Consider the following 13,627-nt stretch of genomic DNA (forward strand, 5'->3'; position numbering starts at 1 on the left):
TGCTAGTTTGGGAGCAGAAATTAACACCTGACGAGGCCCACCATGTCACGGGAAGCAGCGCGCGAGGCGCGCGGTCGCCGCAATACCAGGTCGGCGCGGGGATTGAAGCAGCTGCCCTGGCGCAATCATCGTAACAATTACGACCCCATCCGTGTCTTGAGCGACGATCAGATCGAGGCGATCCATCGCACCTCTCTGCGCATCCTCTCGGAACTCGGCATCGAGTTCCTCGAAGAAAACGCGCTGCGTATCCTCAAGGAGAATGGCGCCGAGATTGTTCCCGGCACTCAGCGCGTGCGTTTCGATCTGGGCTTGATCATGGAAAAGATCAAGACCGTGCCGAAGACCTTCACGCTCCATGCCCGCAACCCGGCACACAATCTGACCTTCGGCGCCAACCACATCAATTTCGGCTCGGTGGCCTCGGCGCCCAATGTCTCCGATCTCGACAAGGGCCGGCGCCCGGGCAATTTCGAGGATTACTGCAATCTCCTGCGCCTGGCGCAGTCCTTGAACGCCGTGCAGTTCCTCGGCGGCTATCCGGTGGAACCGGCGGACCTGCCGCCCAACACCCGCCATCTCGACGCGCTCTATATGGCGGCGACATTGACCGACAAGGTCTGGCATCCATATTCGCTGGGCAATGAACGCATCGAGGACGCGATCGAGCTGATGGCGCTGGCGCGCGGCATTTCCAAGGAACAGCTTGCCAGGGAACCCAGCGTCTTCTCGATCATCAACAGCAACTCGCCCCTGCGCCTCGATACGCCGATGCTGCAGGGCCTGCAGGCGATGGCCAAGGCCGGTCAGCCGATCGTGCTTACACCCTTCACCCTTTCCGGCGCGATGGCGCCGGCGACGATTGCCGGTGCGCTGGCACAGGCCAATGCCGAGGCGCTGGCTGGCCTTGCCTTCACCCAGATGGTCAATCCGGGCGTTCCTTGCGTCTATGGCGGCTTCACCTCGAATGTCGATATGAAGACCGGCGCCCCTGCCTTTGGGACACCGGAATACACGCGCGCCGCCATGGCCGGCGGCCAGCTTGCGCGCAGATACGGCTTTCCCTACCGCTCCAGCAATGCCTGTGCCGCCAATGCGGTCGATGCGCAGGCTGCTTACGAATCCGAAATGTCCCTCTGGGGCGCCGTCATGGGTCATGCCAACCTCATCCTGCATGGGGCAGGGTGGATGGAAGGCGGCCTCGTCGCATCCTTTGAAAAAATGATCATCGATGCCGAGATGATTCAGTCGATGAGCGAGTTCCTGCTGCCGCTCGATGTCTCGGAAGAGGCATTGGGCTTCGAGGCGATGAAGGAAGTCGGCCCCGGCGGCCATTTCTTCGGCGCCGCGCACACGCTGGCCCGGTACGAAACCGCTTTCTATTCGCCGCTCGTCTCCGATTGGCGGAATTTCGAAACCTGGCGCCTCGCCGGCGCACAGGATGCCGCCCAGCGCGCCAATACACTGTGGAAGCAGGCGCTCGCCGAATACGAACGGCCCGCCATCGATCCCGCCATCGACGAAGCCATGAAAGACTTCATCGCCCGCCGCAAAGCCGAGGGCGGCGTCAAGCAGATTTGAAAAACGAGAGCGTCTTCTTTTCTCTTGGAAAAAATCTTTCTTCTCCTCCCCCTGAAGGGGGAGGGATTTCTTAGTGAGTGTTTCCGGCAAATCCGCCGCGTTTCAGCAGGATCATGCAAGCTTCCGCCAGGAACGGGTATTAAGCGGCGGCCGTCCATGTGATCCCATGCGCGCACCTTCCATCCCATCTTTGAAGGATGCACCATGCCGCTTGATCATTTCGTGACGCTCGGCCGTTCGGGCCTGCGTGTTTCGCCTTTTTGCCTTGGCACCATGACGTTCGGCGAGGATTGGGGGTGGGGATCTTCGGTGGAGGATTCGACGGCCATTCTCGATGCCTATCTCGATCGCGGCGGCAATTTCATCGACACGGCGAATGTCTATACCAAGGGCCATTCCGAGAAGATCATCGGCGATCATCTCGGCCGCCATTCCGCCAAGCGCGACAAAGCGGTCATCGCGACCAAGTTCTTCGGCAATCTATATCGCGGCGAACCCAATGGCGGCGGCGCCAACCGCAAGAGCATCATCGCCGCCTGCGAGAATTCGCTGCGCCGCCTGCAGACCGACTATATCGATCTCTATTGGATGCACGCCTGGGACCCGCTGACCCCGATCGAGGAGACGATGCGCGCCCTCGACGATCTCGTGGAGAGCGGCAAGGTGCGCTATATCGGCTTTTCCGACACGCCGGCCTGGAAATGCGCCGAGGCGCAAACCATCGCGCGCTTCCGTGGCTGGGCGCCCCTCGTCGCCTTGCAGATCGAATATTCGCTGCTTGAACGCACGGTGGAAGGCGACCTTGTGCCGATGGCGCGGGAGCTCGGCCTCGGCATCACACCCTGGTCGCCGCTCAAGGGCGGCGCGCTCAGCGGCAAGTACCGGCGCGGCGGCAATGCGGAACCGGGTCGCGGCGCGCGCGTCGCAACGGCACTCACCGACAGAACCTACGACATTGTCGAGGCACTTGCGGAAATCGCGGCGGAGCTCGGCTCGACCGTGTCGCGCGTGGCTCTGGCCTGGTTGCTCACGCGGCCCGGCGTCGCGTCGCCCATCGTCGGTGCCCGCACGATGGCGCAGCTTGAGGATAATCTCGGCGCCCTTGAGGTTGCGCTCTCGCCGGACATGATCCGCAAGTTGAACGACTTAAGCGAACCGACGCTCAACTTCCCCGCGCGTTTCCTCGAATATGTCGTCCAGGCCGCCCAAAGCGGCGCCACGGTCAACGGCGTACCCTCCGAGCCATGGCCCCTCGCTCCGGAGGGAGATGCGGATCGTTATTAGGCGTCGGGTTCGTGGCACACCATTTCGATGTTGTGCCCGTCCGGACCAATGACGAAAGCTGCATAATAGTTCGCGTGGTAATGCGGGCGCAGGCCGGGCGCACCATTGTCTTTGCCGCCCGCCGCCAGGGCCGCGCGATGGAAAGCTTCGACCTGCCGGCGGTTCCCGGCCGTGAACGCCAGGTGAAGATGCGCCGGCTTCTCCTCGGTCTGGAACAAGCACAATGAGGACTTGCCGTCTGGGCTCAGTTCGACTCCCAGCGGCCCTTCGAGGACAACAGCCAGGCCGAGCGGTTCGAGTGCCTTGAGGAAGAACGCTTTGCTCGCCGCATAGTCGCTCACTCCGAATACGACATGGTCAAACATGATTCCTCCTCCGCTCTGTGCCAGCCAGTCCGTATCAGGGTGAGGCCTAACGTGTTCAGTGGGCACGGGCAAGCGGAAGTCCTTCACTTCTTTGAGACGCTTTTCGATTCACGTCTGCTGGATAGAGGACGGGCGGGTGAGGGGCCAGCCTCGCTTTGGAGTTTCATGCAATCAACTGACACGAACGGGCATTCATATCCGGGCGGAATCGTGTTGCAATTCATGTCTTGAGTCAGTCGCCCGTTCCGGGTTGCCAGCCATTGGGAGACGCAGATGCGTTCTGCGCGATTCAGCCTTCGACAATTCCCGTTTCTTATCCTCTTTTTCTTCGTGGGTTTGGCGTTGCTGATCTGGCAGGCCGGTCTCAACACGTCCAGGGGGGATACGGCACCCAGCGCCGCCGAAAGCATGGCCGCCTGGGACAAGGTCGCGACCGTGGTCCAGCATCCGCGCTGTCTCAATTGTCATCAGGTGAACTCGCCGCGCCAGGGTGACGAGCAGCGCCTGCATGTGCCGCTGGTCGTGCGCGGCGAGGACAATTTGGGAGCAACCGGCATGCGCTGCACCAATTGCCACAGTCAGACCGGCAACAATCCGACCACCGGCGTTCCAGGCGCGCCGCATTGGTCTATGGCCCCGCTGGAACAGAATTGGCAGGGTCTGTCATCGGGCGACATCTGTCGCCAGGTCCGCGATCCGGCGCGCAACGGCAATCGCAATGCCGAGCAACTGGTATCGCATTTTACCGAAGATCATCTCGTCGGCTGGGGCTGGAATCCCGGCCCCGGTCGCCAGCCCGTGCCGTTGACGCGCGCTGAACTCACCGAGCATCTGACGACATGGCTCGCCGGCGGCAGCGAATGCCCGCAATGATCCTCTGCAATGGGAGATTCTCATGATCAACCTCACGATTAACGGTCAGGCGCATGAGTTCGACGTCGACCCGGAAATGCCCCTGCTATGGGTGCTGCGCGACCGGCTCAATCTGACGGGCACGAAATTCGGCTGCGGTGCCGCGCAATGCGGTGCCTGCACGGTGCATGTCGATGGCGAGGCCTATCGTTCCTGCACGACCATGGTCGGCGATGTTGTGGGTTCGGACATCACCACCATCGAAGGCATTTCCGGCAAGGTCGCGGCGGCGGTGCAAGCTGCCTGGCAGAAGCTCGACGTCGTGCAATGCGGCTACTGCCAGTCGGGCCAGATCATGTCCGCCATCAATCTGCTCAGCGCCAACCAGACGCCGAGCGACGAAGACATCAACGCCAGCATGGAAGGCAATATCTGTCGCTGCGGCACCTATGTCCGCATCCGCCAGGCCATCCATGAAGCCGCCAAATCGTTGGCTTGAGGGAGGCCCGCCATGTTGAATCTGCGTCAAGCCGATATGCCCGCTTCGCGCCGCGCCTTCCTCAAAGGGGCGGCTACGGCGACCGCCACTTTCATGCTGGGCACCTTCGTGCCCTTCGGCCGTTTCGCCGCGGCGGAAGGCGAAGCCGCGGCACCCAAGGCCATCTTCGATCCCAATCTCTTCCTGCGCATCGGTGCCGACGATTCCGTCACGGTGCTCCTGAAGCATCTGGAAATGGGGCAGGGGGTCAGCACCGGCCTCTCCACTCTGGTGGCCGAGGAGCTGGATGCCGACTGGTCCAAGGTCGGCTTCGATCACGCGCCCAACAACCCGCAGGTCTACAACAACCTGTTCTTCGGCTCCTATATAGGCACCGGCGGCAGCACCTCCATGGCCAATTCCTGGACCCAGATGCGTGAGGTCGGCGCGGCCGCGCGGGCGATGTTCGTCGCGGCCGCGGCCAGGCAATGGAATGTGCCGGCTGCCGAGATCGCCGTGTCGAACGGTGTGCTCTCCCATGCCTCCGGCAAATCGGCGCGCTTTGGCGAACTGGTCGAGGCGGCCATGAAGGAGCCGGTCCCGGCCGAGGTCACTCTCAAGGATCCCAAGGATTGGAAATATATCGGGGCGCGGCTGCCACGCCTCGACACGCCTGGCAAGACCACCGGCAAAGCCATCTTCGCCCTCGATTTCCGCCGTCCCAACATGCTGGTCGCCATGGTGGCGCGCGCACCGCAATTCGGCGGCACGGTGGCGGGTTTCGACGATGCGGATGCGCGCAAGATTGCCGGCGTGGTGGATGTCGTGCAGATCCCCAACGGCGTTGCCGTGCTCGCCAAGGATACATGGTCCGCCATGCGCGGCCGTTCCGCCCTCAAGGTGGACTGGAAGCTGGATGGCGCGGAGAGCCGGTCGACCGATGAGATGGTTGCCGAGTATCGCAACCTCGCGGCAACGCCGGGTCTCAAGGCCGCCCGTCGCGGCGATGCGGCGGCGGGCCTGGACGGGGCCGACGCTCACGAGGCGGAGTTCCTTTTCCCCTTCCTCGCGCACGCGCCGATGGAGCCGATGAACTGCATCATCGAACTTACCGCCGACGGCGCCGAGATCTGGGCCGGCAGCCAGTTCCAGAGCATCGACGATTATGCCGTGAGCCAGGTGCTCGGCACCACGCCGGACAAGATCAAGATTCACACGTTGCTGGGTGGCGGCAGTTTCGGGCGCCGGGCCAATTCCATGGCCGATTGGGCGGTCGAAGCGGCGCAGATCGTCAAGGCGATCGGCGGCAAGGCGCCGGTGCAATTGGTCTGGACCCGCGAGGACGATATCAAGGGCGGCTATTATCGCCCGATGGTGCTGCACAAGGTAAGGGCCGCCCTGAAGGATGGCCGCATTTCGGGCTGGCAGCATACCATCGTTGCCAAGTCGATCCTGGTCGGCACAGCTTTTGAGCCGATGATGGTCAAGGACGGGGTCGATGCCACCTCGGTCGAAGGTGTCTCCGATACGCCCTATGGGATCGAGAACTTCGCCGTCGATGTCCACAATGCCAAAAGCGCGGTGCCAGTCCTCTGGTGGCGCTCGGTCGGCCACAGCCATACGGCCCATGTCATGGAAACGACCATGGACGAGCTGGCGCGCAAGGCCGGCAAGGATCCGCTCGACTTCCGTCTCTCCTATCTGAAGCCGGATTCGCGCGAAGCCGGGGTGCTGAAGCTCGCGGCCGAGAAAGCGGGGTGGGGCAAGGAGATGGCCAAGGGCAGCGGGCAGGGCATCGCCATGCACCATTCCTTCGGCAGCTATGTCGCGATGGTGGCCGAGGTGTCGGCCAGGGACGACGGGTTCAAGGTCGACCGGATCGTGGCGGCCGTCGATTGCGGCATCGCCATCAACCCGGATGTAATCGCGGCCCAGGTCGAAGGCGCCATCGGCTTTGCCATGTCGGCGGTCCTGCGCAACCGCATCACCCTCAAGGCGGGGGTGGTGGAGCAGAACAATTTCGACGATTATGAACCGACCCGGATCAGGGAGATGCCAGCGGTCGAGGTGCATCTGGTGAAGTCGGCCGAGGCGCCGACCGGCATCGGCGAGCCGGGCTTGCCGCCGCTGGCACCCTCGATCGGCAACGCGATTTTCGCGGCCACCGGCAAGCGCTTCCGCTCGCTGCCCTTTGCGGGGCCCATTTCGGCTTAAAAGGAATCCAGCTGATCGGTTAGCTGGCCTTCTTGTAGGGGTGGAAGATCGGTTCCTTGGGACGGAGCAGGTAGGCCCGGGCGAGCGCCCCATAGCCCGGCATGAAGTAGCCGCCATTCTCGGCCAGCAGCTTCGACTTCAGCTGCCGGTATCGGGCGGGGCGCTTGTACCAGGCCAGAGCGGGCTCGGCATGGTGCAGGGCGTGGAGATTGTTGTAGAGGAACATGAAGCCCCAGAAGGCGCCCGCCTCGCAGATGATCGAGCGGGTCTTCTCATCGGGCGCGGCGCGGTGCTCGGCGTAGGAACGCACCAGCGCCATCGACGTGCCGGGATAGGCGAAGCACAGCACATAGGCCCAGAACGGGATGTTGCAGACCCCGATCACCCAGTAGAGGATGATCGCCACCGTGAAGAAATGCCAGGCCCAGGGCACGATTCGGTAGCGATCGCCCGAGCCAAGATCCCGCATCGCCTGGCGAATCGAGGCCAGTGTGTAATAGCCGGGGCCAAGAAGCATGCGCCCGCCAAGGGTCCGCATCGCCTGCCGCACCGCGCGGTGCGGGCCCGACATCTGCGCCCATTGCTCTTCGGTGAGATAGTTCGATTCCGGGTCGAGGAACGGATCGGTCAGGTCCTGGTCGATATGGTGCCTGGTATGCGTCTTCACATAGACGTCGTAGGGGATCCACAGCCACAGCGACCAGCCGGTCACCCAGCGGTTGAGCCGGCGCGACTTGAACGGATAGCCGTGCACAGCCTCATGCTGTAGCGACCCGTGGAGGCAGACGATCGTGGCGCCGAGCCCCAAGACCGCCCACCAGGGCAAGTCCTTGTAATGCCAGGTTGTTAGAAAAAAAGCGGTGTATATCCCAGCTGCCAGCAGCAAAGTCGGGATATCGGCCTCGTATGCGTGGCGGCCTATCTCGCCCTTATTCTCCCGCCAGGGCTCGGCGGTCTGCGGCTGCGCGGACATGTGCCTCAATGGGCGTTGGGTTTCTGTGGTTATTCGTAATCAAATTGTGCAACACCGACAATGAAGAAATACTTATAGCCGCCATGCGCGGCGCTTGGTTGCACCACCGCCGGCAGCTATGCTCGCGCCTGGGAGGAAATGGTTAATGCTGCAGGACATTCACCACGGCCACTGCCTGTGCGGCGCCGTTCGTTTCGAGATCGCGGGTGAGCTTGCCACCCCGACGGCCTGCCATTGCGCCATGTGCCGGCGGGTCCACGGGGCGCTCGGCGTCTATACATCGGCCCCGGCCGGGAAGGTCCGGATCGAAGGCGCCCGGCATCTGGAATGGTATCGTTCGAGCGAGACGGCGGAGCGTGGCTTCTGCGGTGCCTGCGGCTCCAAGCTGTTCTGGCGCAAGGTCGGCGGCGACGATCTCGACATCGCCATGGGCTGCCTGGAAGGGCCGACCGGGCTCAAAGTGTCGAAGCATATCTGGGTGGCTTTCAAGGGCGACTACTACGATATCGCCGACGAGTTGCCGCAATACGCCCAATCCTCGGCCAATGCCGCGCCGAGCGCGCCGGCCCCGGCGGCGGCGCATGCGAACCCGGCATCGCATCATGGCCACTGCCAATGCGGCGCGGTCGATTTCACCGTGACGGGGAGGATGCGCGATATCAGCCAATGCCATTGCGGCCAGTGCCGCCGCTGGCACGGCCACGCCCCCGCCTATACCAAGGCCAAATGGGCGGACATGGTGTTCAAGAGCGGCGAGCGTATCGGCTGGTACAAATCGTCAGGTGAGGCGCGGCGCGGCTTCTGCCGGGATTGCGGCTCGTCGCTGTTCTGGGAGCGGTCGGGCGCCGACGCCGTTTCCATCGCCGCCGGTGCCCTCGATGCGCCGATGGGGCCGCGCCAGCGCCACCACATCTATGTCGCCGACAAGGGCGATTACTACGACATTTCCGACAGGCTGCCGCAATTCCCCGGCACCGGCGGCAATTCGCTGCCGTTCTAGCGCAGGCCCCAACCAGACGAGTCAAAGCCCATGATCGCGGCCCTGCCGATGTATGACTTCCCGGAACTCAAGGACGCGACCGACGCCTTCTGGCAAGGGCTGCGCAGCCACTTTGCCGCTGCCGGCGTCACGAACCTGCCGGAGCAGCTGACGCGGCCGCAGGATCCATATCCGCTGTGGCTTTCGCGCGACCTGGTCTTTGCGCAGACCTGCGGCTATCCGCTGACCCACGTATTGAAGGGGCGCGTGCGCTATCTGGCGACGCCTTGTTTCAAGGCCGAAGGCTGCGAGGGCAGCGCCTATCGCTCGTTCATCATCGTGCGCGCGGACGATCCTGCTGCCACGGGCGCCGATCTCGGCGGGCGCATTGCCGCGTTCAACAGCCGGGATTCGCAATCCGGCTACAATGTGCTGAAGCACTATCTGGCGGGGCAGGGCATTGCCAACGGCTTGCTGCGCGAAGCGCTCGAAAGCGGCGCGCATCGCCAGTCGGTGAAAATGGTGAAGCAGGGGTTGGCCGATTTCTGCGCGATCGATTGCGTGAGTTGGGCTCTGCTTGGCGCCGTGGCGCCGGACGAAGCAGCGGGTTTGCGCGTGCTTGACCAGACGGCACCGGCACCGAGCCTTCCCTACATTACCGGCCTCGACCGGCCCGTCGAGGATGTGGCGGCCCTGCGGAGCGGGCTTGCAGCAGTGTTCGGCGACCCGGATCTCGCGGACATCCGGGATCAGCTGCTGCTCGACGGTGTGAGCGTGCTCGATGAAGACGCCTACGATGTGATCCCCGAACAGGAAATGGCGGCCAGGCTTTCCGGCTGGGCGCAGGTTGCGTGACGCGATGATGGCGACCAGTTCGACGGTCCCTGTCGGCGGGATTCTGTGGCCGAGCCTGGCCATGATCGGCTCCTCTATCTTCTGGGGATCGATGTGGTACCCGCTGCGCGCGGTGGAAGCCGCCGGCATCCCGGCGGCGCTGGCGGGCGCGCTGTGCTACGGCGTGCCGCTTATTCCGCTGCTGCCCTTCCTCTATCTGCGGCGGCACGAACTCGCAGCCGGCGGCTGGCGTATGCTGCTGTGCGGCGGGTCGCTTGCCTGCTGCAACATCCTCTTTGCCGTCGCCGTGGTGCTGGGCGAAGTTGGCATCATCATCCTGCTTTTCTATTTAAGCCCGATCTGGTCGACCATCCTGGAGCGCGTCTTCATGAAGACGCCGCTCACACCTGTCCGCTGGATCGGCATCGGCCTGGCATTGCTGGGCCTCGTCATCCTGCAGGGTGTCGGCGGTCGCTGGCCCTGGCCGTCGGACCTCGCTGAATGGATGGGGCTGGGCGCGGGCCTCTGCTGGGCGGTGGCGCTGCTCACGGCGCGCATGTGGTCGGGGATCACCGTGCTGGATAAGAGCATCGCGCAATTCGGCTGTGCCCTGCCGGTGGGGCTGCTGGTCTTTGTGCTGATCGGCGACGGCGGGGGCACTGCCGGCTGGCCCGAAACTGCTATCCTCATCGGCGCGCTGCCCTGGATCGTTGCTGCCGGTTTCATCTGGGTGGTGCCGGCGATGGTGCTGAGCCTGTGGGGCGCCGGGCGCCTGTCGCCGGGCCGCGCCAGCATCCTGATGACATCGGAGGTTGTCGTCGGAGTAGGCTCCGCCGCGTGGCTGGCCGGCGAGGATCTTGGCTGGCACAAATTGCTGGGCGGCGTGCTCATCGTCAGCGCCAGCCTGTTGGAAAGCTGGCAGGCCCGCCGCGAAACGAAGGCCGCCACCGCCGAAGGAGTGAATGCATGATCCGTCAGTACGACGCCCGCGGCCTCAAATGCCCGATCCCGGTCCTCAAGGCGCGCAAGCTCATCAAGGAGCTTCAGCCCGGCGACATCCTCGAAGTCGACGCCACCGATCCAGGTGCCCCCAAGGATTTCGCCCATTTCTGCGAAGTGACCGGCAACAAGCTGCTCGACGGGTCCGAGCCGGAACCGGGCGTGTGGCGGATCAGGGTCGAGGTGGTGGGGTAGGGCGTCGTTCGAGCGAACTTATTGCGCTGCCCGCATATTTCCCAGAGTCACGTCGGTCGTGTAGTTCTCCTGCATGAAGCGGATGAAATTGTCGCGGAACTGGCGCGTGTGTTCGTGGGCGAGTTTGTCGGCGCGTTCGACGTCGCGGGCCTTGATCGCCGCAAGCATGTCGTGATGCTCGTCGGTCAGCAGATAGCCTTCATGCGTGCGTTCGAGGAATTCGAAATGGAGATGCAGCATGCGGCGCCCCTGGTCGAGCAGCCGCTCATAGAACGACGTGAGATAGGGATTGCGGCCGGCATGGGCGATGGCCATGTGGAAATCCTTGTTGGTCTGCGACATGGCGAGGTGGTCGCCTGATTTGATGGCCGCTTCGAATTTTCGCTGGCGGCTGGCCATCGTCTTCAGATCCGTCTCGGTCCGGAGTTCAGCAGCCAGGCGGCTGTTCATGCGCTGCGCGATATCCAGCGCATCGACATAGGCGGGGAAGGTCACGATTTCGATCGGCGCCACGATGGTGCTGCGGTTTGGCAGGGTGACGACCAGATCCTCCAGCGACAGGCGGATGAGCGCCTCACGCACCGGCGAGCGGGAGAGGTCGAAGCGCTCGGCCAGGGAGGTTTCGTCCAGCAATTGCCCCGGTGCCAGGGCGAGGGCCAGGATCTCGGTCCGGAGCGTCTCGTAGACATGCTTCCAGCCCTGTCCCTTGCCGCGCTTGGCTTCGCTTTCTTCTGCGCTCACGCGATTTCTCCTGAAGGCGCGGGTCGGCGCCGGCTGTGTTTGTCGAGGATAGCGATCCTCGCTTACATTGTCGACACATTGTATTTCATATTGACATTGTCGACAATGTGCCGACAATGTCAATGAAAGCGAGCGCGGTTCAAGGCCGGGCTTGTGCGCGAAATTCGCCAATTCTTAGAGATGGATGATGGACATGAAGCTCAAAGGCATCCTGCCGGCCCTGGTGACGCCCTTCGACGCCAATGGCGAGACGGATTTCAGGACGCTGGGGCGGATCATCGAATGGCATCTGTCGGCGGGGGTGCACGGCTTCGTGCCCATGGGGTCGACCGGGGAATATTATGCCATGTCGGACCAGGAGCGCGCCGATGTGCTGCGCTTCGTCAAGGAGCAGGTCGGATCGCGCGGGCTGCTGGTTGCCGGCACCAATGCCGGCTCCACGCGCGATGTGATCCGCCACACCGAGACCGCCAAGAAGATCGGCTACGATACCGTCCTGCTGCCGCCGCCTTATTATTCCCTGCCCTCGCAGGACGAACTGCTGGCGCATTACCAGGCCGTGCTGGATGCGGTCGATGTCGAAATCGTCCTCTATAATTTTCCGTTGCGGGCGGGTGTAGAGGTGGGTTTCGACGTGATGGATGCCCTGGCCGACAATCCCCGCGTCATCGGTATCAAGGAAAGCAGCGGCAACCTGCTGCGCGCGCTGGAGATCAACCGGCGGTATGAAGGCAAGTACCAGCTTTCGTGCGGCAGCGACGACCAGTCCTTCGATTTCTTTACCTGGGGTGCCACGAGCTGGATCTGCGGCCCGGCCAATTGCATGCCGGAGCAGACGGTCAAATTCTACAACGCCTTTACCAGCGGCGATCTGAAGAAGGCGCAGGCGGTTACCAAGGCGCTCTATCCGGCGATGACCAATCTGGAATCCGGCAAATTCGTGCAGAAGGTGAAGTATGGCTGCGAACTGGCAGGTATTCCGGTCGGTGAGACGCGGCGTCCGCTGCTGCCGCTGAACGCGGCGGAAAAGCAGGAACTGGCGCAGGTGCTTGCCGCGGCAAAGGTCTGAGCGGAGGGGCTTACCGGATGGCATGGGACCGCGCGATCGACTTGATCCTGGTGCATTGCCAGGGCGAGGTCGGCAAGGTCATCGTTGGCGGTGTCCCGCCGATTCCAGGTGCCACGGCGCTGGAGAAGATGTACCATATCAACAACGTCGATGACAGCCTGCGCCGCTTCGTCACCTTCGAGCCCCGCGCCGGCGTCGCCATGTCGGTCAATCTGCTGATCGAACCGACACGGCCCGACGCCGATGCCGGCTTCATCGTGCTGCAGGCAGACCGCGCGCATCCGATGTCGGGCAGCAACTGCATCTGCGTGGTGACGGCGTTGCTGGAGACCGGCCGCGTGCCGATGCAGGAACCCGAGACGATCGTGCGCCTGGACACGCCTGCGGGGCTGATCGTCGCCCGCGCGCGTTGCGCCGGCGGGCGTTGCGTGTCGGTCAGCCTGGATAATGTCCCGGCCTTTGTGCAGGCATTGGATGTCGTGATTGAGACGCCGCGCTGGGGCAGGATCAAGGCCGACATTGCCTTCGGCGGCGTGTTCTATGCCATCGTGAATGTCGACCAACTGGGTGTCGGCATTGCGCCCCGGAACGCGCGGATGCTGGCGGAAGCCGGTATCGAGTTGAAGAAGCTTGTGGGCGAGCAGGTCACCGTGCGCCATCCGGAGATCGAAGGCCTCGACGAGATCGCCTATGTGATGTTTCGCGCCGATGAAACGGATGGCGCCGTCCGTACTTGCACCACCTTGAAACCGGGACGCGTGGACAGGTCGCCCTGCGGGACCGGCAGTTCGGCCAACCTCGCCGTTCTCCATGCGCGGGGCCTGGCAAAGGCCGGCGATAGCCGGCGGTCGCGATCGATCATCGGCGGCGAATTCCTGGCCGAAATCGTCGAAGAGACCCGGGTTGGAAGTTTCCCCGCCATCCGCCCCCGGATCACAGGGCAGGCCTGGATCTATGGCAAGGAGCAGTTGCGGGTCGATAAGGCCGATCCTTTTCCGACCGGATTTGCCCTCTCCGACACATGGGGGCCGCAAGTCGATCAGCTCGACGAGGGTTAAGCCCG

14 protein-coding genes are annotated in these 13,627 nt (G+C 63.4%); 11 read left to right on the forward strand and 3 right to left on the reverse strand.

The features are described 5' to 3' along the window. Window positions 1-42 precede the first annotated feature (42 nt). On the forward strand, window positions 43-1,581 hold the full coding sequence (locus tag ACE3TY_RS09290; RefSeq protein ID WP_374652747.1) for a trimethylamine methyltransferase family protein: 1,539 nt from the start codon (window positions 43-45) through the stop codon (window positions 1,579-1,581). 204 nt (window positions 1,582-1,785) lie between these two features. Continuing rightward, window positions 1,786-2,865, forward strand: a complete 1,080-nt coding sequence (locus ACE3TY_RS09295; RefSeq protein ID WP_374652748.1) for an aldo/keto reductase — start codon at window positions 1,786-1,788, stop codon at window positions 2,863-2,865. On the opposite strand, the gene ACE3TY_RS09300 is transcribed toward ACE3TY_RS09295, so the two are convergent. Further along, on the reverse strand, window positions 2,862-3,230 hold the full coding sequence (locus ACE3TY_RS09300; RefSeq protein ID WP_374652749.1) for a VOC family protein: 369 nt from the start codon (window positions 3,228-3,230) through the stop codon (window positions 2,862-2,864). The genes ACE3TY_RS09295 and ACE3TY_RS09300 overlap by 4 nt on opposite strands. 273 nt (window positions 3,231-3,503) lie before the next feature. On the opposite strand from ACE3TY_RS09300, the gene ACE3TY_RS09305 reads away from it, so the two are divergent. The 3 genes from ACE3TY_RS09305 to ACE3TY_RS09315 are packed head-to-tail and all read left to right on the forward strand — an operon-like array spanning window position 3,504 to window position 6,774. Continuing rightward, complete coding sequence (locus tag ACE3TY_RS09305; protein WP_374652750.1) at window positions 3,504-4,103, forward strand: hypothetical protein; 600 nt, start codon at window positions 3,504-3,506, stop codon at window positions 4,101-4,103. A gap of 22 nt (window positions 4,104-4,125) precedes the next feature. Further along, window positions 4,126-4,581: a (2Fe-2S)-binding protein gene (locus tag ACE3TY_RS09310; RefSeq protein WP_374652751.1), complete on the forward strand. Its 456-nt coding sequence runs from the start codon at window positions 4,126-4,128 to the stop codon at window positions 4,579-4,581. 12 nt (window positions 4,582-4,593) lie between these two features. Further along, window positions 4,594-6,774 carry a molybdopterin cofactor-binding domain-containing protein gene (locus ACE3TY_RS09315; RefSeq protein WP_374652752.1) on the forward strand — a complete coding sequence of 727 codons (2,181 nt, stop codon included), beginning with the start codon at window positions 4,594-4,596 and terminating at the stop codon, window positions 6,772-6,774. Window positions 6,775-6,793: 19 nt separating this feature from the next. Here ACE3TY_RS09315 and ACE3TY_RS09320 read toward each other — a convergent pair whose 3' ends face one another. Further along, on the reverse strand, window positions 6,794-7,747 hold the full coding sequence (locus ACE3TY_RS09320; protein WP_374652753.1) for a fatty acid desaturase: 954 nt from the start codon (window positions 7,745-7,747) through the stop codon (window positions 6,794-6,796). Window positions 7,748-7,892: 145 nt separating this feature from the next. On the opposite strand from ACE3TY_RS09320, the gene ACE3TY_RS09325 reads away from it, so the two are divergent. From ACE3TY_RS09325 to ACE3TY_RS09340, 4 genes are read left to right on the forward strand one after another with little or no spacing between them, the layout of a single operon-like run. Further along, the gene (locus ACE3TY_RS09325) at window positions 7,893-8,747 is read left to right on the forward strand and encodes a GFA family protein (protein WP_374652754.1); all 855 of its coding nucleotides are present in this window, start codon (window positions 7,893-7,895) and stop codon (window positions 8,745-8,747) included. 30 nt (window positions 8,748-8,777) lie between these two features. After that, complete coding sequence (locus ACE3TY_RS09330) at window positions 8,778-9,581, forward strand: phosphate/phosphite/phosphonate ABC transporter substrate-binding protein (RefSeq protein ID WP_374652755.1); 804 nt, start codon at window positions 8,778-8,780, stop codon at window positions 9,579-9,581. A 4-nt stretch (window positions 9,582-9,585) separates the two neighbouring features. Continuing rightward, entirely contained in the window at window positions 9,586-10,530 is a 945-nt protein-coding gene (locus tag ACE3TY_RS09335; RefSeq protein WP_374652756.1) for a DMT family transporter, read from the forward strand. Then, on the forward strand, window positions 10,527-10,754 hold the full coding sequence (locus tag ACE3TY_RS09340; protein WP_374652757.1) for a sulfurtransferase TusA family protein: 228 nt from the start codon (window positions 10,527-10,529) through the stop codon (window positions 10,752-10,754). Before ACE3TY_RS09335 ends, ACE3TY_RS09340 begins: the two co-directional genes overlap by 4 nt. A gap of 18 nt (window positions 10,755-10,772) precedes the next feature. Here the strand turns inward: ACE3TY_RS09340 and ACE3TY_RS09345 are convergent, their stop codons facing one another. Continuing rightward, window positions 10,773-11,495 (reverse strand): GntR family transcriptional regulator, encoded by a 723-nt coding sequence (locus tag ACE3TY_RS09345; RefSeq protein WP_374652758.1) that lies wholly within the window; start codon window positions 11,493-11,495, stop codon window positions 10,773-10,775. A gap of 193 nt (window positions 11,496-11,688) precedes the next feature. On the opposite strand from ACE3TY_RS09345, the gene dapA reads away from it, so the two are divergent. Next, a complete protein-coding gene (gene dapA, locus ACE3TY_RS09350) occupies window positions 11,689-12,564 on the forward strand; it encodes a 4-hydroxy-tetrahydrodipicolinate synthase (protein ID WP_374652759.1) in 876 nt (291 codons plus the stop codon). Between the two features lie 17 nt (window positions 12,565-12,581). Continuing rightward, a complete protein-coding gene (locus tag ACE3TY_RS09355) occupies window positions 12,582-13,622 on the forward strand; it encodes a proline racemase family protein (protein ID WP_374652760.1) in 1,041 nt (346 codons plus the stop codon). Window positions 13,623-13,627: the final 5 nt, after the last annotated feature.

Origin of the sequence: Dongia sp., from assembly GCF_041918875.1 — a bacterium.
GTDB lineage: Bacteria > Pseudomonadota > Alphaproteobacteria > Dongiales > Dongiaceae > Dongia.

What these genes read in the sequence shown, in the direction of transcription:
- ACE3TY_RS09330 (WP_374652755.1), top strand. Translation starts at nt 8,778, where the DNA reads ATGATCGCGGCCCTGCCGATGTATGACTTCCCGGAACTCAAGGACGCG.
- ACE3TY_RS09300 (WP_374652749.1), bottom strand. Translation starts at nt 3,230, where the DNA reads ATGTTTGACCATGTCGTATTCGGAGTGAGCGACTATGCGGCGAGCAAA.
- ACE3TY_RS09340 (WP_374652757.1), top strand. Translation starts at nt 10,527, where the DNA reads ATGATCCGTCAGTACGACGCCCGCGGCCTCAAATGCCCGATCCCGGTC.
- ACE3TY_RS09335 (WP_374652756.1), top strand. Translation starts at nt 9,586, where the DNA reads ATGATGGCGACCAGTTCGACGGTCCCTGTCGGCGGGATTCTGTGGCCG.
- ACE3TY_RS09315 (WP_374652752.1), top strand. Translation starts at nt 4,594, where the DNA reads ATGTTGAATCTGCGTCAAGCCGATATGCCCGCTTCGCGCCGCGCCTTC.
- ACE3TY_RS09290 (WP_374652747.1), top strand. Translation starts at nt 43, where the DNA reads ATGTCACGGGAAGCAGCGCGCGAGGCGCGCGGTCGCCGCAATACCAGG.
- dapA (WP_374652759.1), top strand. Translation starts at nt 11,689, where the DNA reads ATGAAGCTCAAAGGCATCCTGCCGGCCCTGGTGACGCCCTTCGACGCC.
- ACE3TY_RS09310 (WP_374652751.1), top strand. Translation starts at nt 4,126, where the DNA reads ATGATCAACCTCACGATTAACGGTCAGGCGCATGAGTTCGACGTCGAC.
- ACE3TY_RS09295 (WP_374652748.1), top strand. Translation starts at nt 1,786, where the DNA reads ATGCCGCTTGATCATTTCGTGACGCTCGGCCGTTCGGGCCTGCGTGTT.
- ACE3TY_RS09320 (WP_374652753.1), bottom strand. Translation starts at nt 7,747, where the DNA reads ATGTCCGCGCAGCCGCAGACCGCCGAGCCCTGGCGGGAGAATAAGGGC.
- ACE3TY_RS09305 (WP_374652750.1), top strand. Translation starts at nt 3,504, where the DNA reads ATGCGTTCTGCGCGATTCAGCCTTCGACAATTCCCGTTTCTTATCCTC.
- ACE3TY_RS09325 (WP_374652754.1), top strand. Translation starts at nt 7,893, where the DNA reads ATGCTGCAGGACATTCACCACGGCCACTGCCTGTGCGGCGCCGTTCGT.
- ACE3TY_RS09355 (WP_374652760.1), top strand. Translation starts at nt 12,582, where the DNA reads ATGGCATGGGACCGCGCGATCGACTTGATCCTGGTGCATTGCCAGGGC.